A 20,468-nucleotide genomic window follows, 5' to 3' on the forward strand; every position below is an offset into this window, starting at 1 on the left:
TATATCGATACAATTCACGCCCGTTGCGGGGAGGCTGTCACGATGAGACGACTCTTCACGCTGTGCGCCTTTGCTGCGGCGTTGCTTCTTTCCGCGCCGCTCCCGCGGCAGACGGACGCCGCGGAGCTTCCGGAACCCGTCGCCGGAATCTGGAACAGTCTGTATGAGACGATGGAGCGGACGATCGGACTCAGGGACCGGCACGAGACGCTCCCCGAGTCGTCGTGGTTCGGTGCGGACAGAACGTCGAACGAGAAGAAGATCGACGAGCTTCTCGACCGCGCCATGGAGCTCCTGCTGACATCCGGGGTCAACGAACAGCGCCTGAAGATGCGCGAGCTTCAGGCGAAGATCCCCAAGATGCGCCGCTCCGTCGAGGAGTACCGAAATAAGCGACTCTCGGCTCCGAAGACCACGAAGCTGCCGTGGATCGTGAAAACCGTGAAGGACTACGACGGCATGATCGCCGACGCGGAGGAGCGAATCGCGGACACGGCCGCGCGGATCGCCGGGATCCGCGGGAAGATCGCGGAAAACCTCGCGAGCTACAACCTGAACCTCGACGAGGGACAGCTCGACGTCCTGCTCACGTCCGTCGTCGGCGACGATCTGCTCAAGAACGCCGTCGTTTTCGAGAACGTCCGGGCCGTCACGACGAAGCTCATGGAACTCGCGGGCGAGAACCGGGACGACATGGCCACCGCGCGGCGCTACTACGGAATGTACGTCGTCCTCATCGACGTCCTCATCCACACGCAGAACGAATTCATCCGGCGAATCGACGGCGAATACGTCCCCCGGATCAGGGATATCCGCGACAGCGTCAGGAAGAGTCTCGAGGAAGGACAGGCGGCGCTCGCGCGGCAGGGCTTCTCCGAGACGCAGCGGAAGGTCCTGGGCACGAACGTCGAATCGAACTCGCTGACGCTCCGGGCCGCGAAGCTCTACGAGGATCTCCTCTCGAGGCAGCGTTCCCGCCTCGTGCTCTGCCTCCACGGCCTCGAACGCGACCGCGAGGTCGCGAAGAACACCTACGATACCGTGCGGCATTCCTCGGATCTCAGCGGCCTGATCCAGTCGGGACTCAAGCTCTTCGACACGCTCATCGCGCTCCAGGTGCCCGAAATCCGGACGTTCGAAAACGCCGGAATCCGGCGCGAATTCGAGGAACTCACGCGACGGCTGCGGGAATGATCTTTTTCGCGTCGTCCTCATGTCGCGGACCGTCGCTTGTTGCCTGCGGGCGGACTGTCGCGCTATACTGACGGAAATGACGATCTGAAAGCGAGGGGTGTGTGACGATGAAACGTTTCGGCGGTATCGTGTTCCTGTGCGTCGCGTCTGTCGTTCTCCTGTGTGCGGCGATGCCCGCGCACGCGGGCCTGAATCTCGGCGTTCTCTCCGACGAATGGGTGGAGCAGCAGGCGGAGGCGCCGATCAAGTACTTCTACTATCTCATGAAGGACGGGAACGTGGCGGCGGAGTTCCGCGCGGTGGAAGAACAGATCAAGATCAAAATCAACGCGCAGGGGTACCTCAAGCTCGTGCAGCAGAACTCGCTCAAGACGGGCTTCAAGGACTACGCGCCGGGCGCCGTGTCGGAATCGACGGTCGCCGGCGAGAAGGCGGCCGTCCACGACTTCGCGTTCACCGTCGACAACGGATCGAAACTCAAGGGACGCGTCTATTGCTTCGTCAGGGGGAACACCGGCTATACGGCTCTGTTCGTGGGGCTCGAGGAGTTCTTCGGCGCTCTCGAGACGGATTTCGAAACGGTCGTGAACGGGATGACGATCGGCGACGCCGCGCCGGCGGTTCCGACCCAATCGCCCAAAACCCCGACCGCGACTCCGAAACCGACGCTTCCGACTGCCCCGATGCCGACGCCCTCGCTCAACCTGCCGGTCGCTCCGACGAAGACCCCGGAACCGACCGAAGCGCCGAAGGCCGGACCGACCGCGACTTCGAAGCTCGCATCCGGCGATCTCCCGGCCTCTCCGGACATCGCCTCGGGCGACGCGGCATCCGGCGGTCTGCCCGACCTTCCGAAGACCACCGAAACGTTCTGGACTCCCGGGACGCACCAGTACGAGGATCCGATGGCCCGCAGCGTCGTGACGCTTCCGGATTCAGCCGAACTCAAGGAAGAAATTCTTCCCGACGAGGTCATCTTCAATGGGCCGGACGCCTCCGAAATCCGGCTTCTCTTCCCCGTGACCGGGAAGGACGTCGAGAACCGCCTCGCCGAGCAGACCGAAGGCTGGAGCGCCCACGGATCGTCTCCGATCACCGGCGCCCTCGCGGGAACCATCACGCTGTACAGCAAGACCGAAACCGTTCGCAAGGTCAGGCTCATCGCGAACTTTGCCGACATCCAGACGCTCGTCGAAGTCACCCTCGCCGCGGGCGACTACGACAAGGCGAAGTCCTGGATCCAGAGGCTCTTCGCGGACGTGAAGAAGAAGTAACCCGGAGAGACGCGCGCCGGACGGCCCGCCCCGAAACGGGCGGGCCGTTTTTATCCCGCGTGGAATTTCGGGAAGTTCACTGGAGGGATCGATATCGTGAGACGCTTTTCGTGGCGCGCTCCGTACGCGGCGGTCTGCATCGTCGCGCTCCTGCTGTGCGCCGGCCCAGCGTTCGCGCGCCTGTACCTCGGGGCACCGGCGGAGGAATGGGTGGAGCAGAAGGCCGAGCCGCCGCTGTCGCACTTTTACTACCTCGTGAAAAACGAAAAGATCGCGGCGGAGTTCCGCGCCGTCGAGGAAAAAATCCGGATACGCCTGACACCGCAGGCGTATCTCAAACTCGTCCAGCACAACTCGCTCAGGAGCTCCTTCAAGAACTACGTCCCGGGCGGAACGACGGAAGTCGCCGTCGCGGGGAAGAAGGCCGCGCGTCACGATTTCACGTTCACCGTGACGAATGGAAACAGCCTCCGGGGACGCGCCTACTGCTTTCTTGACGGAAACACGGGATACTCCCTCCTGTTCGTCGCGCTCGAAGACTCCTTCGACGCGCTCGCGGCCGACCTCGAGGCGTTTCTCGCCGGGATATCGGTCGGCGACGAACCTCCGGCCGCTCCGACGCCGGTCGCCGGACCAACCCCGACCCCGCAGCCGGAAATGACGATCCCCGAGCTCCCGATCGTCACGCCGCGTCCCGACCGGCCTGCCGCGTAGACTCCGGCGGATTCCCCAGACGTGACGACATCGCAGCCGCCCGACCGCTCCGGCGCGGAAGGGACCGGAGAACTCGCCGGGCTCGCCGCACTCGCGGGAAGACATATCCGAACCTGCGCGACGGGCCGAAGCGCGCTCGCGCTCGCCGCCGCAGCCGTTCCGATCCGGGACGCCCGACGGGTCGTCCACCTCCCGTTCTATTGCTGTCCCTCAGTCGCGCACCCGTTCGTAGACGCGGGGTTCGAGACACGGTTCTACTCGCAGGGAACGGATCTCGAGGCGGAACCCGACGCGACGCCGGCCCCGGGCGAGGTCTTCCTCTTCATCCACTGGTTCGGCTTTCCGAACCGTCCGGCGGACCGTTTCGCGCGCTCGTTCGGCCCGCTTCGCCCGCACGTCGTCGAGGACTGCGTTCCGGCGAGCCTCCGGGCGTTCGCTCCGGACGCCTCCCCGTCGCCCGCGGCCGACTACACGGTCTACAGCTTCCGAAAAGTCCTTCCGGTCCCGGACGGGGCACTTCTCGCGTCGCGCGTTCCGGTCGGAGGAAGGCTGCGTCCGTCCGACGAAGACTTCGTCGCCGCGGCGCTCGCTTCGCTCGGTGCGGCGGAGACGCGCGGAACTCCAGAGGGGTTTCGGACGTTTCGCCGCCGGACTCTGGAGGCGGAAGCACGTCTCGACGCCGATTCGGTCGCCCGCGAGGCGTCGCCCGGATGGATCGGACGCCTTCGTCGTCTCGATCCGCTTTCGGCCGTCGCGAAGCGGCGCACCAACGCCAGGCTGCTCGCGTCGCTGCTGCCGCCCGTACTGCGGCCGTTGCGGCGCGAGATCCCGGAGGACGCGGCGCCGCTCTGCCTCCCCGTCGTCCTCGAACGCGGGAGCCGCGACGAACTCCTGCGCCGCCTGCGGGCCGCCCGCGTCGCTGAGCCCCTCGCCTGGGACGTGAATCCGGAACCGGGAGAGCGTTTCGGGCCGGACCGGGATATCGCGCGTCGCGTCGTCGCACTCCCCGTCGGTCAGGAAATTGACGGGGAGGAGGTCGTTCGCCTCGCGGAGGTCGTCAGGAACGCCGCGGAAAGAGCGTGACGAGGAGATAGGCGAGCGCCGCGACGAGAATGATCGTCGCCCCCGCCGTGAGGTTGAACGCGTAGGAGAGCTGGAGCCCGGCGAGCGAGAAGGCGACGCCGAGCGCCGTCGAGAGGATCATCATTCCCGAGAGCGAGCGGGAGAAGCGTTCCGCGATCGACGGCGGAATCGTGAGGAGCGCGATCACGAGAATGAGCCCGACGACGCGGATCGCGAGGACGACCGACAGCGACAGGATCACGACGAGCGCGTAGTGATAGAACGCGGTCGGAACGCCCCGGACCCGAGCGAAATCCTCGTCGAACGCGAAACAGAGGATCTCCCGGTATCGCGTGACGCCGACGAGAAGACAGACGGCGAGAAGTCCGGCCATGATGTACAGATCCTGCCGCGTGACCGTGAGGATGCTTCCGAAGAGATAGCTCATGAGATCCGCGCCCCCGCGCGGCGCGAGATCCGTGCAGATCACGCCGAGGGCCATTCCCGCCGCCCAGAGCACGCCGATGACGGCGTCGGCGCGGCCCGGGTGCCTTCGGGCGATCCACGCCATGAGGACCGAGACGGCCCCCGTGAACGCGAAGGTTCCCGCTTCTGGCGGAAAGCCCAGGTAGAGCGACAGCCCGACGCCGCCGTACGCGGCGTGCGCGACGCCGCCCGCGAGGATGACGTAGCGCCTCACGACGACGAGCGTGCCGAGAATGCCGCAGAGCGCGCTCGCGAGAAGGGCCGCGAGGATCGCGTTGCGCATGAATTCGAACTGGAGCGCTTCGGTCATGGTCAGTCTCCGTCTCCGCCGTCGTCGCTTCCGTCGTGGCGGTGCGGCGCGAGCACCCGGTGCGGCAGGCCGTGCGCGACGAGTTCCACGGGACAGGTTCCGTACGCGAGCGAGAGCATCTCGGGGACGATCTCGCCGGAGTCGTGGTAGAAGACGCGACGGTTGACGCACGCGACCGCCGTAGCGCGGCTCGAGACGGCCGAGAGCCCGTGGCTCACCTCGACGATCGTGATGCTTCCTCTGAGGGACGCAAGGCGTTCGTCGAGAACCTCCCGGGCTTCGCGATCGATCGAAGCGGCGGGTTCGTCGAGCAGCAGCAGGCTCGGTTCCGCCGCGAGCGCGCGGGCGATCAGGACGCGCTGCCGCTGTCCCTGCGAGAGCGCCCCCATGAGGTCGCCCCTCCGATGCGCGAGGCCCATCGCCTCCAGGGCTTCCTCGGCTCGGACGCAGTCGCCGCGGCCGAGCCGGGTCCCTTTTGTTCCCGGCATGTGGAGCCGCCCCATGAGGACGACGTCGAGAACGGATACCGGGAAGCCACGGTTGCGCCCGGCGTCCTGCGGCACGTACCCGACGCCGCGGGCCTCGCCCGCCGGGAGCCCGAGAACGGCGATCCTGCCCGCGTCGGGCGGGATCAGACCGAGTATGAGCCTGAGCAGCGTCGTCTTGCCGCCACCGTTCGGCCCCATGCAAACGAGGTATTCGCCCTCCGGAACCGAGAAGGAGACATCCTCGAGAACGGGATCCCCTCCGTAGGAGAATGAGACCTCGTCGAACCGCAGCGCCGGAATATCGCTCACGCCCTTTTCCTCTTTTCCTTTTCGCGATCGGTCTTGCGTTTCCGAGGGGCGTCCCCCGCCTTCTGGGTCTGAAGCGGGGCACGACGGACACCGAGCGCCGACGAAACCGCGTCGACGATCGTCGAAAGCACCTTCACGCGCGCGAGCCGCTTCGAATTCGTCGCGACGACAGTCCACGGCGCCTGCGCCGTGCTCGTCCGGACGATCATCTCGGACGCAGCCTCCTGGTAGAGTCCCCACTTCTCGCGGTTGCGCCAGTCTTCCTCCGTGAGCTTCCAGCTTCTGGCCGGGTCGTCCCGTCGGCTCTCGAAGCGCCGGAGCTGCTCGTCCGGGTCGATCTGGAGCCAGAATTTCGCGATCACGACGCCCGTCGACGCGAGGTGTCCCTCCATCTCGTTGATCTCCCGATAGGCGCGCTTCCAGTCGCGTTCGCCGCAGAAGCCTTCGACGCGTTCGACGAGGACGCGTCCGTACCAGCTCCGGTCGAAGATCACGAGTTTGCCCCCCTCGGGGAACTCCTTCCAGAAGCGCCAGAGGTAGGGGTGGAAGCGCTCCCACTCCGTCGGGGCGCCGATCGGGATCACGTCGTAGCAGCGGGGATAGAGCGATTCGGTGACGCGTCTGATCGCGCCCCCCTTTCCCGCCGCGTCGACGCCCTCGAAGACGACGACCCCGGGAAGGCGCGACTGCATCATTTCGATGCCGAGTTCGTGAATGCGTTCCTGGAGTTCCGAAAGCCGTTCGCAGTACGTATCTCCATCCATATCGCCCGAATAGTCGAGCGACGTGATCGTCGAACTTCGCAGAACGGCGTCGGTCGTCCGCGACGGGCCGGGAGTCGTGACAGCGGGAACCTCGGGGCGCTCGAGCCACGCGTGCACGGCGTCCCGGACGCACGTGAGAAACGCGACGGCCGCGTAGTCCTCGTCGGTCGCGGGAATCACGGTCCACGGAGCGTTTTCCGACTCGGTCGCGCGGAGCATCGCCTCGGCGGCCGCGAGACGCTCGTCGTAGCGATCGTTCTCCTCGAGATCTCCGGGTTCGACGTTCCACGAGAGCTTCGGGTCCTTCGCGCGCTTCTTGAGCCGTTTCGTCTGTTCCTCGCGCGAGATATGGAGAAACGCCTTGATCACGAGGACTCCGGCGTCCGCGAGTTGCCGCTCGAAGGCCGCGACATCCCGCAGGAAGACCTCGTCGGCATCTCCGCGCCAGGCCCGGTCGTAGAAGCTGCGCCCGAAGACCGCGATTCTTCCCGTCGGAGGAATGAGTCTCTGGAACGGCAGGAGCGACGGGCGCCCCGGAAGGGTGTCCGGCGTTTCGGGGTAGTGAAACGAGTAGCCGCGGGGATCGAGGGCGAGCAACAGGCGATTCGCGATTCCGCCGCGTCCCGAGGCGCCCCATCCCTCGAGGACGACGACGACGGCAGTCCTGTGATCCTTCAGCCGCCGCTGCATCTCGCCGATCGAGCGCGAAAGCTCCCTGATCGCTTCCTGCGCCTGTTTCTTCTTCAGATTCCGGGTCAGATCCACCGTCTCGAGCACGGCCCATCACCTCCGCCGTCAAGTGTACCCTCTCGCGGAGGCGGTGAAAAGGGATGGGGCGGTCAGGCGAACGCGATCCGGGAACCTCCGTCCCGCTTGGCGGCGTACATCGCTCGGTCGACGCGACGAAGCAGTTCTTCGGCTGTCTCGGGAGGCTCGTGGCACGCGACGCCGAAGCTCGCGCCGATGCCGCCCGCGCATTCGCGCGGCAGGGAGCGGATCAGGTCGAGCGTCCGGCGGGCGAGCGCCGTCGTTTCGGCGAGCTCTCCGTCGACGAGAACGGCGAACTCGTCTCCGCCCCACCGGTAGAAGGCGTCGCATTCGCGGACGTGTTTGCGGATCGCGCCGGCGAGGTATGAAAGAACGCCGTCCCCGGCGACGTGCCCCCTCGTGTCGTTGATCACCTTGAAATCGTCGAGATCGAACATGACGAGACAGAAAGGCCGTTTCGCGTCCTCGTTGGCGACGATCGCGCGCCGCAGGTCGCGCTCGAACGTCTGGCGGTTCCCGAGTCCCGTCAGGACGTCCGTCTCGGCGGCCGCGCGGAGGCGATCGAGCAGCGCGGCGCGTTCTTCCTCGGCCGCTTTCCGGCGCGAAATGTCCAGAAGGATTCCCATGACGCGCGCCGGCTCTCCGTTCGCGTCGCGCTCCATCACGCGCCCGCGCGAATGAAACCAGACCCATTTTTCTCCGCCCGAACGGGCGTCCTGCGCGATATTCGTACGGAACTCAGCCTCGTAATGGTCGTCGTTCGCCGAAAGGTGCGTCCGGACGGTCGCCCACGCGCGCTCGCGATCGTCCGGATGAATCCGCTCTCTCCATTCGGTCATCGTGTAGGTGCGGTCCTCTGGCGTTCTCCGATCCACGAATCGTTCGCCCCGGAGAACGCGTACCTCGTCGGAACGGACGTCCCACTCGAAGAGCACCGAATCGCTCGCGACGACGGCCATCGAGAGCCGCTCCTCGTCCTCCCGGAGACGCCGCCGCTCCCGGTCGCGCACGAGCGCGTTGCCGAGGATGTCCGCGAAGATCCGGAGCATCGGCAGATCCTGTTCCGACCAGGAGACTCCGCGTTTCGGGGAACTCAGGCAGACGACGCCCGCCGGAGTCCTGTCCGCGAAGACGACGACGCAGAGGATCGAATCGATCCCGAGGCCGAGGAGGAGCGTGCGCTCCGGCGACGGGGAAAGGGAGGCGACGTCGGGAAGGACGAGGAGTCCGTCGCGAAGCGCCCGTTCGATCAGGGGGGCGAGGCTCTTCCGGTCGTCTCCGGCCGAGGGCGTTCCCTCGTCGAGCCATTCGTAGAAGGTCCGCAGCGCGCAGACGTCCCCGGACAGGTGGAAGCAGACGCGCCGGGCGTCGTAGAAGCGGCCGACGTCGGCGAGGGCGCTGTCGATCGCGCGGCCGATATCGTCTGCGGACATGAACGTCGACGAGAGCGTCGCGATGAGCTTTTCGAATCCGAGGCGCCACCGCAGGCCGTCCTCCGCTTCGTGACGACGCGTGACGTCGCGTCCGACGCCGACGAAGACGGAGCGGTTTCCCCAACGTCCGCGCGTCATCCGGACCTCGAGGTAGCGGGTCGCGTCGGGGCCGGTGGCGACCGGAAGCTCTTCCTGCCACTCCCGGACAGCGGATTCGCGCAGCAGGCGTTCGACGACCGTCCTGCCTTCGGGACGCACGATGCTTTCGAGGCGACGCCCCCGAAGCGCCGGGCGATCCGCGCCGACGAAATGATGCACGGCCTCGTTCGTGTCGACGATGCGCCCCGAATGGTCGAGGACGAAGACGCAGTCGCCGACGGAGTGGACGAGCGACACGATGTCCGATTCCATGACGCGCAGCGCCGAGCGCACGTTCCGGAGATCGGTGACGTCCATCCCGATTCCGGCCATGTCGAGGGGTTTTCCCGCCTGATCCCACGAAACGGGGCGACCGGAGACGGCGATCCAGCGGCATCCGCCGCCGGGGAGAAGCACGCGGTGGCAGCACCGGTAGCGCCGTTTCGTCCCGCGCGCGACCGAGTCGATGCGTCCGAGTATTTTCGTCTGATCCTCAGGGGGAACGATGGCGAAAAAACGGTCGAGTTCGCCTTCGAGGCTGTCCGCGTCCCGGCCGGTCAGCTGCGTGACGTGCCCGGAAAACCGGATTTTCCGGTCGGGTATGCGGTACTTCCAGAAAAAAGCCACATCGGACTCCCAGAGCTGTTCAACGATTTTCGACGATTCCTGCCTGTCCATACGCATCACCACAAGCCCCCGCCGCAGAGGAGTATCCGGGGTTGCGCCGGAGGTTTTTTTGGTATTCAATCGAAGGATACCATTCATGCACCATATAGAACAAGAGCCTCCGGAAAGATAATTCCGAAGGCTCTTGTCATGTCAGGCGACCGAGGTTTTCAGCGGACGCGGATGACGACGAAGTGGCTCCGGAGCGGCAGGACACCCTTCTCCCAGCTTCGCGCGTATTCGAACGTCAGGACCGTATATCCCCGTTGCGCGGCCGAGAAGACCCAGACATCGGATCCCCCGCGTCCGGCCACTCGCCGCGCGCCGGGGCGCTGCGGCTCCGAGAAGAAATTTCCCTCGAGACGGGCGATCTCCGGCTGCTTTCCCTGGTCCGTGATCTTCCAGGAATATCCAGTAGACGGATTCGACCCGAGACGCACGGTGAAGTCGGCGCCGACACGCTTTTCCACGAACTGAACCGAAACGCTCGACGGCACGTCCGGGGCGATCCGAACGTCTTCGAGGCGAACTCCTTCTCCCTGTCTGGGCGAGATTCGGAACGTCAGCGGGACGTCGGACCTGACGGTCGGGAACGAACAGATGCCCCGTTCGTCCGTGACGCCCTGAAGCGTCGCGCTGCCGTCCCAGATCCGGACGGTCGCGCCGCTCGCCGGGCCGTCGTCGTCGGTCACGAGGACCGGGAACTGCCCCGTCTCGGGCCGCGGAACCGGTCTTTGCGATTCGGGGAAGGCCTGTGCCCCGAACGCCGGAAGCACCATCGCCGCAAGCAGTAAAACCGACAGGATATACCGCGGAATCTCCCGCAACGACGTCAGTCGCATTTTCCATCACCCTTTCCGTCTGATATCGGGATCCGGAGAGACACCGGATCTCTGAAACGTAGTATAACATGGACCAATTCCACGACTCGTCCGTATCTTCGCGTACATGCGGAAAAGTCGGCGTCTTCTTGAAAAGTGTACTTTTTGCAATACACGTTTGAATGTCTCTTGATTTTCCGCTCGCATGACGATTACGATATCCCAATTCAGGAGGTGTTGCGAATGCGAATGGCTGTACTGGTCAAGCAGGTTCCGGCCACGGAAAACATCAGGATCGACGAAACGACCGGAACCATGATCCGCGAGGGGGTCGAGGCGGAGCTCAATCCGCTGGACCTTCACGCGGTGGAGGAGGCGGTGCGCCTCAAGGAACGGCTCGGGGGCGAGATCACCGTGATCTCCATGGGACCGCCCACGGCGCGGCGGGCGGTGGCGTCGGCGATCGCGATGGGCTGCGACAGAGGCTGCCTCATTTCGGACCGGAAGTTCGCGGGATCGGACACCCTCGCGACGGCGCTGACGCTCGCGGAGGGAATCCGCAAGTGCGGGGAGTTCGACGTCATTCTCGCCGGGGAACGCGCCACCGACGGGGAGACCGGACAGGTCGGCCCGGCCGTCGGGCGATACCTCGGGGCATCCGTCGTCACGTACGTCTCGAAGGTGGCGTCGGTCGAGGAAAGCCGCATCGTCCTCGAACGGGCCGTCGAGGGAGGGCACGAGACGATCTCCGCTCCGCTCCCTGCGCTTCTCTGCGTCGTCAAGGAGATCAACACCCCGCGTCTGTGCACGCTTTCCGGAAAGATGCGGGCGCGCAGGACGGAGATCCCGCTGCTCGACGCGGCGTCCCTCGGAATCCCGGACTCGAAGCTCGGGCTGAACGGCTCTCCGACGAAGGTCGTCCGCGTGATGTACCCCCAGATCACGCGGAACGGGAAGATCTTCTCGATGGCCGACGATCCCGACGGCGCTGTCCGGGCCGTGTTCGACCTGCTGCGCGAACGCGGCGCAATAGAGGAGGTGGCTTCGGATGTCCGCTGAACGCGGAGAAGTCTGGACGCTTGCCGAGGTGCGCGACGGCGTCATCCATCCCGTGTCGTGGGAACTTCTGGCGTGGGGCAGGAAACTCGCCGACAAGCTCGGAAGCAGGCTCGCGAGCGTCGTCCTGGGCTCGGGAATAGCGAACCAGACGGACGGCCTCGTCCGCCACGGCGCGGACGTCGTCTACGTCGTCGACGAACCCGAACTCGCGACCTACCGGCCGGACGCGTACAACGCGGTTCTCGTCTCGCTCGCGAAGGAGTACAAGCCCGAGATCTTCATCGCGTCGGCGACCACGACGGGGCGGACCGTGATGCCCGTGCTCTACGTCGACCTGGAAACGGGGCTCACGGCCGACTGCACGGGGCTCGACATCGACCCCGAGACGAAGCTGCTGCTCCAGACGCGCCCGGCGATCGGCGGGAACGTCATGGCCGACATCCGGACCCCGAACACGAAACCCCAGATGTGCACGGTTCGTCCGCGCTCGAAAAAGCCGCTCGCGCCCGACGCCGGCAGGAAGGGAGAGGTGATCGCGAAGCGCGGCTCGCCCGCGGACCTCGCCTCCGTCTATCAGAGACTGTCGTTCGAGCGCGAGAAGGCCGTCGGATTGCCGATCCAGGACGCCGAGATCATCGTCGCGGGCGGCAAGGGCATGAAGAACCCGAAGAACTTCGCGATGCTCGAGGAACTGGCGCGCAGGCTCGGCGGTTCCGTCGGCGCGTCGCGGCAGGCCGTGGATCTCTCGTGGGCGCCCTATTCGGCGCAGGTCGGCCTTTCGGGAAAGTCCGTCACGCCGCGGATCTACATCGCCTGCGGGATCTCCGGCGCCGTGCAGCACCTCGCCGGGATGTCCGCCTCCGACACGGTCATCGCGATCAACACCGACCCCGACGCCCCGATTTTCCGGGTCGCCGACGTCGGCATCGTCGGGGACGCGATGGAGATCGTGCCGAAGCTCATCGAGATGTGCCCGGACTGCGGGAGGAAGGGGGGCCAGGCCCGATGACCCGGGAATACGGAGTCGTCACTCCCGAGATCGTCGCGGAACTCAGGGGCGCCGCGGGCGTCCGCAACGTCGTCACCGACGACAGGGACACGATGGAGAACTACTCCTGGGACGAGGCGGGGCAGATCTTCGGCCACATGCCCGACGTCGTCGTCCGAGTCGATACGACCGAACAGGTTTCGGCGGTCATGAAGATCGCTTCGAAGTACAGGATCCCCGTCACGCCGCGGGGCGCGGGAAGCGGCCTCGCAGGCTCGGCCGTTCCGGTCCGGGGCGGCATCGTCCTGTCGCTCGAAAAAATGAACCGGATCCTCGAGATCGATCCCGTCAACCGAGTCGCGGTCGTCGAGCCCGGCGTCGTCACGAACGAACTCTGCAAGGCCGTCGCCGAGAAGGGCTTCCTCTACGCGGGCTACCCGATGAGCACCGAGACGAGTTTCATCGGCGGCAACGTGGCCACGAACGCCGGCGGCGGAAAGGTCATCCGCTACGGAAGCACGCGGCGGCACGTCATGGGACTCGAGGTCGTCCTGGCATCCGGAACGATCCTCACGCTCGGCGGAAAGATCCGGAAGGATACGTGGGGCTACAACCTCGTCCAGCTCATGGTCGGGTCGGAGGGGACCCTCGCGGTCATCACGAAGATCATCGTCAACCTCGAACCGAAGCCCGGAAAGGTCGTCAATCTCCTCACGGCGTTCGGAACGCTCGACGAGGCCGTCGACTGCGTCGCGAAGGTCATCCGGTCGGGCGTCCCGATCATCTCCTGCGAGATCCTCGACAGGTTCTCGACGGAGATCACCTGCCGCTACCTCAACACGAGCCTGCCCTGTCAGGACAGGGCGGCGGCCTACCTCATCATCCAGATCGAGGGAGATACGGAGGAACGCCTCGAAGACTCCTACGAAACCGTCGGAAAGATCCTCACGGACGGCGGCGCGCTCGAGGTCTTCGTCGCGGAGAGCCGCACGGAATCGGCGGCGATATGGAACGTGCGCCAGAACCTCGCCGAAGGGGCGCGGAACTACGACCCGTACGCGTCGCTCTCGGGCGATCTCGTCGTTCCGCTGTCGGCCGTTCCCGAAATGGTCGCCGAAAGCCACGCGGCCGCGAAGCGGCGCGGCATCGAGATGGCGCTTCTCGGCCACATCGCCGACGGAAACCTGCACCCGATCATCTTCAAGCCTAAGGACATGGAGCCGCACGAGTGGGCGGAATTCGCGGAGGAGTACTTCGAGGAACTCGTCAGGGTCGCCGTCAGACTCGGCGGCGTGGGAAGCGGCGAGCACGGCGTCGGCTTCGTCAAGATGCCGATCTTCCTCGGGACGAAGTCCGACGAGGAACTCGCGATCCTGCGCGGCATCAAGGCGTCCTTCGATCCCGACAACATCATGAACCCTGGGAAGGTCCTGGGAGACTACTAGACACGACAGCGCTTCATCGAACGCGGAACGCGACGCTCGATCCGGCAGCATACAGCAAAGGGGGGGTATGGAAATGGTGAGGAAGGAATGGGGACCACTTGCGGTGGCGTTTGTCTGGTTCACGACTCACTTCGGCGGAGGGTTCGCGAGCGGCAGGCAGCTCGTTGACTTCTTCGTCGGCTACGGGTGGTACGCGGCGTTCACGCCGGTCCTGGCCATCCTGATCGTCGGATGGGTCCTGTATTACGCCTGGGAGTTTTCATTCATTCACAAGGCATACGACTACCGGGAGTGGATGGACCGGTTCTTCCATCCGTATTCGATCTTCTTCTCGAATGCGTTCGAGGTCATGTACCTCATGATCCTCCTCATCGCGTCGGCCGTCGCCATCGCGACGGGGGGCACGGTCATGCAGCAGCTCCTCGGGACGGGCTACGTGATGAACACGGTCATCGTCGCGGTCTGCATCTTCTTCCTCACGATCTTCGGCGCGGAAGTCGTCCGGCGTGCGGCGACGGCCATGGCGCTCCTGATCATCATCGGGATGCTCATCATCTACGTCGCGAACCTCGTCGTGAACCTGCCGCAGCTGATCGGCGTCCTCGCCTCCGCCCCGGCGCCGAAGGGCTTCGGAGAGGCGTTCTGGGCAACGGCGAAATACATCGGCTTCCAGACGTGCGCCATGGGGGCCTACATCGCGGTCGCCGACGCGCTCATGAGCCACGAGGACGTGAAGAAGGCGTTCGGCTACGGCGTCCTCGTCAACGCCGGGGTTCTCTGGCTCGCGACGCTCGGCGTGCTCGCGCACTATCCGACGATCGTCGCCGAGAAGGTCCCGGTGCTCTACGTCGCGGCACACGGCGGCGGCGGTGCGTTCGGAACCGGCATCGTATCGATCCTGATCTTCCTCGCCGTGGTCTCCACGGGCGTCAGTCTGATCTACGGCGGCGCGCGGCGGATCGTCGGCTGGTGGTGCCGGACGCACAGGGGAAGCAGCGACCGCGCGGCGAACATCGTCGCGTCGCTCGCGTACGTCCTCATCACATGGGGCGTCGCGCTGTTCGGCCTGCTCCCGCTCATCGCGAAGGGGTACGGCTATCTCGGGTCGATCGCGATCTTCCTTCTCGTCATTCCGATCCTGTTCGTCGGGCTGTTCCGTTCGAAAAGCTGGAAGGCCAACTGAGTCTCGTTCCGAAACGACGCAGCACAAAAGCGCCCGGCCTCCGACACGGAGGTCGGGCGCTTTTCGTTTCCCGCCTTGCGGCGGACTCGTGCGTTCTTTGCCGGGACGGCGCGGATATGCTATGCTTTCCGGAAAAAATTGCATGCAATCCGAAATGAGGTCTGATCATGACACCCAACCGCATGATTCCGGAAGAGACATCGCGGCTTTCGTCCATCCGCGCGCACGGACTCTTCCTGCTTCTGTCCGGCGCGTATTTCCTGAGCATCTTCCTCCGAACCTCGGCGGCCGTCGTCATGCCCGCCGAGGCGGAGCGCCTCGGGATGACCGCGTCGCTCATCGGCTTCCTGTCGAGCCTGCACTTCTACTCGTACGCCTTCATGCAGCCCGTTTCGGGCATCCTCCACGACCGGTTCGGACCGCTTCGCGTCTCCGGGATCGGAATGCTCCTCGCCGCCCTCTCGAACTTCCTCGTCGCGTGGGAGGCCACGCCCATGACGCTCGGAGCCTGGCGCTTCCTCTCGGGATTCGGGCTCGCTCCGATGTACTCGGCCGGGCTCGTCTTCCAGGCGTACGCGTTCCGCCCCGAGCGCTACTGCCTCTACTCCGCCGTGAACTTCACGATCGCGGATTTCGGAGCCGTGGCGTCGGTCGTCTGCCTGGGCGTCGCGCTCGACGCGTTCGGCGTCCGCCTCTCGTTCGCCGGACTCGGGGCGGTCTTTCTGGCCGTTTCCGTATCGCTGCTGCTCCAGTCGCGGCACGATCCCGTGCGGTGCGCGGCGCACGACCGGCCGGAAGGGAAGAATCTGCGCGAGTTCGCCGCGGGACTCGGCCGCGCGGCCCTGACGATCGCGAAAAGCCGGTCGCTGCGCGCAGTCCTGCCGTGTTGGATCATGTCGTCGTCGACGCTCTTCTCGTTCCAGGGGCTCTGGTCGGTCTCGTGGTTCGCGGCCGCCTACGGTTGCCCAGCCGCTACGGCACGCTTCCTCGCCTCGCTCACCGGAATCGGCATGATGATCGGTCCGACGGTCGCGAGCCTCATCGGGGCGCAACCATCGCGGATCCGCGGTCTGCTGCTCCGGTCGGCGGCCGCGAACGCGCTCATGTGGGTCTGCCTCGTGCTGTCGATGACGCTGCGTCTGCCGATATGGGTCTCGGGCGCGCTCACGCTGCTTTCGGGAATCACGATCGGCGTCATGGGGATCTACATCGTCGGCGGCGTCAACGAGCACGCTCCGGCCGGCGAGAAAGGCGCCATTTTCGGGATGATGAATATGGCGACGGTGCTTTCGGCGGTTGTCGCGCAGTGGGGAACCGGCGCGATCATCAACAGATTCCCCGCGTCCATCGCCGGAACCTATGCGTCCGGCGGCTACGCCGCGAGTTTCTTCGTCGTCGCGGCCGCGATCGTCCTCTGCGTGTTTCCGGTCATTCGCTACCGGGAACGCGACTGACGGGCGACCAGCAGCCCGGCGAGGACGAACGCCGCGCCGACGATCTTGCCGCCTCCGGTCGCGTCGCCGAGAAGCACCGGCGCGACCACCATGCTCACGGTCGGCGTCACGAAGTGATAGAGGACCGTGCCGACGGGGCCGATGTCGCGGACGCCGCGGTACCACAGGGTGAACGCGGCGACCGTCCCGAAGAGCACGATGTAGCCCATGCCGAAAAGCGCGCCGGCCGACGGGCGGACCCAGAGGGACGGCGGCGTCAGCCAGAGGCCGAACGGCAGCAGGACGACCGAGCCGACGATCATGACGAGGCTCGTCACGCAAACCGGCGAGTGGATTTCAAGGAGCGGACGCGCGAGGACCGCGTAGAGCGCGAAGAGGAACGCCCCGCACGCGATGAGCGCGTTTCCCGCGAGATACCCCTGCGCGAACGAGAATCCCCCTCGTGACGACACGAGGACGAGAATCACGCCCGCGAAGGCGGTCAGCGTCCCCACGCAACGTCGTTTCGCGAACGGCTCCCTCCCGGTCAGGGCGCACCAGACGCCCGTGATGAGCGGCGACGTCGAGATGATGAGCGCGGCTGTCGACGCGGATGTCCGATGGATTCCCATCGTGAAGAGAATGTTGTATACACCGACGCCGAGCAGTCCGAGAACGAGCAGCGAACGCATTTTCGGTCGGGGAGTCTTCTGTTCCCGAAGGGTCAGGAGCAGCGCGAAGACACAGGCCGCCGCCCCGAACCGGAGCACGAGGAACTGGCCCTCCGGGATCGACTGCAGAACCCATTTCGTGACGGGGTAATTCACCCCCCAGAGAATTCCGGCGAGAACCGCGCTCGCATCTCCCGCGCCGAAACGCCATCGCGTCCGCGCTTTCTCCCCTTCCGTACGGAATGCCCGTTGCCACGGAAGGTCCGTGATGCCTCGAGGCCGTGCTTCATTTCCATCCATGAATCGTCCCTCCTTCGTGTCGTTTCGTCCCTCGAACGTGGTTCCCACGATATGACATAATTGCCGATACCATAAGGGCCGCTTTGGCTTTTTTCGACGGCACCACACGCATGAAAGGGGCGATGAGCGATGTTCCAGATCACGCTCGACAGGTCGGCAGGCGAGGGACTCGCGCGGCAGCTCTACCGGCAGTTCCGGCGGCGCGTCGCCGAAGGACTCCTCGCCGGGGGGACGAAGATTCCTTCGACGCGCCGACTCGCCGAACAGCTCGGCGTATCGCGCAACGTCGTCCTCGACGCGTACGACCAGCTTCTCTCGGAAGGCTACCTCGAGGCGCGCCCGGGGTCGGGAACGTACGTCTCCGCGGGCGCCTGTTTCCGGGCGCAGTCGCGCCGGAACGTGACGACGATGTCTTCGTTGCCGTCCGTTCCGCGGACAACACCGGGACTGATCGATTTTCGTACGGGCGTTCCGAAGCTTTCGGCGCTTCCGGTCCGGGAGTTGTCGGCGGCCTTCCGGTCTGTCTTCCGCGACGAACCCGCGCAGACCTTCGGCTACGGAGACCCCGCCGGGAACCCGGCGTTCCGGAGCGCCATCGCGGACTACCTGCGGCGCGCGAGGGACATCGAATGCAGTCCGGAGGACATCGTCGTCACGGTCGGCGCCGCGGAAGCCCTGACGCTCTGCGCGGTCGTCCTCGGGAAGAGGCGCGCGTCGGCCATCGTCGAGGATCCCCTCCACCTTCACTTCCGGCAGACGCTCGAGACGGCCGGGATGCGTCTCCTCCCAGTGCCAGTGGACGAATCGGGGCTTCTCACGGAATTTCTGCCCGCGGCGCCGGAAGACGCGGCGTTCGTCTTCGTGACTCCGTCGCACCAGTTCCCGTTCGGAGGGACGCTCCCGATCCAGCGGCGCGTCATCCTGGCCGGATACGCGGAGAGAACCGGGTGTCTCATCGTCGAGGACGACTACGAGAGCGAATTCCGTTTCGAGGGGTCGCCGGTGAGTTCGCTTCGGGAGCTGTGTCCGGAACGGACCGTCTATATCGGTTCGTTCAGCAAGACGCTCGCCCCCGCATTCCGCACGGGGTACGCGGTCGTACCGCCGGAACTCGCCGGCGAGTTCCGCGACGCGAAGTACGCGCTCAACAACCATACGTCCGGGTGCGACCAGCCCGTTCTCGCGAGGCTGCTCGAGAGCGGCGTCCTCGAGCGGCATATCGCCGACATGAAGCGCATCTACCGAAAGAACCGTTCGGAACTTCTCGCGTCGCTCGAGGACTGTTTCCCAGGTTCGCACCGCGTCGCGACGGCATCCGCGGGACTCCACGCGGTCGTTCGTTTCCCCGGGTGCGCCTTCGACGCAGCGACTCTCGCCGCGCTCGAACGGGAAGGCGTTCGCGTCTATCCGGTCGAGGCGCACGCGATCCGGCCCGGGCGGTACCTCGAATACGTCATCATGGGATACGGCAACCTCGATCCGGGCCGCATCCGGGAGGGCGTCGCGAGACTCCGGCGCGTCATCGCCTGACAGTTGAATGTTAAAAACCATCGCATTCCAGCATATTCAATTTTTACTGAAAGATTCATATTTGGAGTGAAGTGGAATTCTCACGGGACATCTTCATGTATTGTCTCGTACCGCGAGAATATGATATGGTACGAAACGGCGTTCCGGCGAAGTATCGCCGGTTCGCCGCGGCAATCATTCCCACTGGAGGTGTGTGCATCGTGGATACACGGCTGAAGCGGCTGATCGACGACGTGATGCCGAAGGTCATCGAGATCCGCAGGGACATCCACAGACATCCCGAATTGAGCGGCGAGGAGGAGCGGACCGCGTCGCGGGTGATGGACACCCTGTCGTCGCTCGGGATCGAATTCCGAGAGGGCGTCGGCGGAAACGGCGTCGTCGGAGCGATCCGCGGCGCGGGGGGGCCGGGACGCGTCTGCGCGCTTCGCGCCGACATGGACGCGCTGCCGATGACGGAACAGACGAATCTCGCGTATTCCTCGGAAAGCGAAGGCGTGATGCATGCCTGCGGCCACGACGCGCACACGGCGATGCTCCTCGGCGCGGCCATGGTTCTCGCCCGGATGAAGGACGACTTCGCGGGAACCGTGAAGTTCGTCTTCCAGCCCGCCGAGGAGGCGAACCCGACGGGCGGCGCTCCGGCGATGATCGAGGCGGGGGCCCTCGAAGACCCGCACGTCGACGCCATGGTCGGACTCCACGTCTGGCCGTCGCTCGCGACGGGGGAGATCGGCATCCGCCCGGGTGCGATGATGGGGGCGTCGGACCGCGTCTTCGTGACGGTCCGGGGGCGCAGCTCCCACGGGTCGGAACCGGACAGGGGCGTCGACGCGATCGCGGCCGCAGGCCAGATCCTTTCGGCGTTCCAGACGATCGTGTCGCGAAACGTCTCGCCGCTCGACGCGGCGGTGCTCTCGATCGGAACGATCCGCGGCGGATACCGCTACAACGTGATCGCCGACGAGGTCGTCATGGAAGGAACCGTCCGGACGCTCTCTCCGAAGGTTCAGGACATGATGCCCGAACGCATCCGCCAGGTCGCCGGAGGAATCGCGACGGCGTTCGGCGCGACGGCGGAGATCCGCTACGTGAAGGGATATCCGCCGCTTCTCAACGATCCAACCGTGACCGCGACGGTCCGGGAAGCGCTCCATTCAGTACCCGGCGCGCGAGTCCTCGACGTCGAACACCCCGCGATGGGCGGAGAGGACTTTTCGTTCTTCGCGCGCGTCGTCCCATCGGCGTTCCTGTGGCTCGGCTGCCGCCCCGAAGGGGTGGATCCGGCAACGTTCGCGCCCGTCCACAACACGGGATTCACTCCCGACGAAGCGTGCTTCCCGTACGGCGTTGAGGCGCTCGTGCGTTCGGCGATCTCGATCGCGGACGACCGGACCGGGAGGTGATCGCGGAGAGGGAGAGGATCTTCGAA

The 20,468-nt window shown here is 65.6% G+C and carries 17 protein-coding genes; 11 read left to right on the forward strand and 6 right to left on the reverse strand.

Features of this window, described 5'->3' with window-relative positions; translation table 11 throughout:
* Positions 1-42 precede the first annotated feature (42 nt).
* From ACZ5IU_RS06385 to ACZ5IU_RS06400, 4 genes are all read left to right on the forward strand, one after another.
* Positions 43-1,194 (forward strand): hypothetical protein, encoded by a 1,152-nt coding sequence (locus ACZ5IU_RS06385; RefSeq protein WP_464421360.1) that lies wholly within the window; start codon positions 43-45, stop codon positions 1,192-1,194.
* A gap of 107 nt (positions 1,195-1,301) precedes the next feature.
* Positions 1,302-2,468 carry a hypothetical protein gene (locus tag ACZ5IU_RS06390; protein ID WP_464421361.1) on the forward strand — a complete coding sequence of 389 codons (1,167 nt, stop codon included), beginning with the start codon at positions 1,302-1,304 and terminating at the stop codon, positions 2,466-2,468.
* Between the two features lie 96 nt (positions 2,469-2,564).
* The gene (locus ACZ5IU_RS06395) at positions 2,565-3,182 is read left to right on the forward strand and encodes a hypothetical protein (RefSeq protein WP_464421362.1); all 618 of its coding nucleotides are present in this window, start codon (positions 2,565-2,567) and stop codon (positions 3,180-3,182) included.
* Between the two features lie 21 nt (positions 3,183-3,203).
* Positions 3,204-4,265 carry a hypothetical protein gene (locus ACZ5IU_RS06400; RefSeq protein WP_464421363.1) on the forward strand — a complete coding sequence of 354 codons (1,062 nt, stop codon included), beginning with the start codon at positions 3,204-3,206 and terminating at the stop codon, positions 4,263-4,265.
* On the opposite strand, the gene ACZ5IU_RS06405 is transcribed toward ACZ5IU_RS06400, so the two are convergent.
* The 5 genes from ACZ5IU_RS06405 to ACZ5IU_RS06425 form a co-directional block, all read right to left on the reverse strand.
* Positions 4,240-5,040: a metal ABC transporter permease gene (locus ACZ5IU_RS06405; protein WP_464421364.1), complete on the reverse strand. Its 801-nt coding sequence runs from the start codon at positions 5,038-5,040 to the stop codon at positions 4,240-4,242. The genes ACZ5IU_RS06400 and ACZ5IU_RS06405 overlap by 26 nt on opposite strands.
* Before the next feature lie 2 nt (positions 5,041-5,042).
* The gene (locus tag ACZ5IU_RS06410; protein WP_464421365.1) at positions 5,043-5,837 is read right to left on the reverse strand and encodes a metal ABC transporter ATP-binding protein; all 795 of its coding nucleotides are present in this window, start codon (positions 5,835-5,837) and stop codon (positions 5,043-5,045) included.
* The gene (gene pap / locus ACZ5IU_RS06415; protein WP_464421366.1) at positions 5,834-7,378 is read right to left on the reverse strand and encodes a polyphosphate:AMP phosphotransferase; all 1,545 of its coding nucleotides are present in this window, start codon (positions 7,376-7,378) and stop codon (positions 5,834-5,836) included. Before pap ends, ACZ5IU_RS06410 begins: the two co-directional genes overlap by 4 nt.
* Before the next feature lie 62 nt (positions 7,379-7,440).
* The gene (locus tag ACZ5IU_RS06420; RefSeq protein WP_464421367.1) at positions 7,441-9,624 is read right to left on the reverse strand and encodes a diguanylate cyclase; all 2,184 of its coding nucleotides are present in this window, start codon (positions 9,622-9,624) and stop codon (positions 7,441-7,443) included.
* A 152-nt stretch (positions 9,625-9,776) separates the two neighbouring features.
* Complete coding sequence (locus ACZ5IU_RS06425; protein WP_464421368.1) at positions 9,777-10,448, reverse strand: protease inhibitor I42 family protein; 672 nt, start codon at positions 10,446-10,448, stop codon at positions 9,777-9,779.
* 222 nt (positions 10,449-10,670) lie between these two features.
* Between ACZ5IU_RS06425 and ACZ5IU_RS06430 the strand changes: the two genes are divergently transcribed.
* From ACZ5IU_RS06430 to ACZ5IU_RS06450, 5 genes are all read left to right on the forward strand, one after another.
* A complete protein-coding gene (locus ACZ5IU_RS06430; protein ID WP_464421369.1) occupies positions 10,671-11,486 on the forward strand; it encodes an electron transfer flavoprotein subunit beta/FixA family protein in 816 nt (271 codons plus the stop codon).
* A complete protein-coding gene (locus ACZ5IU_RS06435; protein WP_464421370.1) occupies positions 11,476-12,495 on the forward strand; it encodes an electron transfer flavoprotein subunit alpha/FixB family protein in 1,020 nt (339 codons plus the stop codon). The genes ACZ5IU_RS06430 and ACZ5IU_RS06435 overlap by 11 nt, the downstream gene beginning before the upstream one ends.
* On the forward strand, positions 12,492-13,919 hold the full coding sequence (locus ACZ5IU_RS06440) for an FAD-binding oxidoreductase (protein ID WP_464421371.1): 1,428 nt from the start codon (positions 12,492-12,494) through the stop codon (positions 13,917-13,919). Before ACZ5IU_RS06435 ends, ACZ5IU_RS06440 begins: the two co-directional genes overlap by 4 nt.
* Before the next feature lie 73 nt (positions 13,920-13,992).
* A complete protein-coding gene (locus tag ACZ5IU_RS06445; RefSeq protein ID WP_464421372.1) occupies positions 13,993-15,102 on the forward strand; it encodes a YkvI family membrane protein in 1,110 nt (369 codons plus the stop codon).
* Positions 15,103-15,269: 167 nt separating this feature from the next.
* On the forward strand, positions 15,270-16,556 hold the full coding sequence (locus tag ACZ5IU_RS06450; RefSeq protein WP_464421373.1) for an MFS transporter: 1,287 nt from the start codon (positions 15,270-15,272) through the stop codon (positions 16,554-16,556).
* Here ACZ5IU_RS06450 and ACZ5IU_RS06455 read toward each other — a convergent pair.
* Entirely contained in the window at positions 16,538-17,506 is a 969-nt protein-coding gene (locus ACZ5IU_RS06455) for a DMT family transporter (protein WP_464421374.1), read from the reverse strand. The genes ACZ5IU_RS06450 and ACZ5IU_RS06455 overlap by 19 nt on opposite strands.
* Before the next feature lie 129 nt (positions 17,507-17,635).
* Here ACZ5IU_RS06455 and pdxR point away from each other — a divergent pair, with 129 nt between their 5' ends.
* Entirely contained in the window at positions 17,636-19,036 is a 1,401-nt protein-coding gene (gene pdxR, locus ACZ5IU_RS06460) for a MocR-like pyridoxine biosynthesis transcription factor PdxR (RefSeq protein ID WP_464421375.1), read from the forward strand.
* 200 nt (positions 19,037-19,236) lie between these two features.
* A complete protein-coding gene (locus tag ACZ5IU_RS06465) occupies positions 19,237-20,442 on the forward strand; it encodes a M20 metallopeptidase family protein (RefSeq protein WP_464421376.1) in 1,206 nt (401 codons plus the stop codon).
* The last annotated feature ends 26 nt before the right edge of the window (positions 20,443-20,468 follow it).

It is taken from the genome of Lactivibrio alcoholicus (assembly GCF_055390895.1).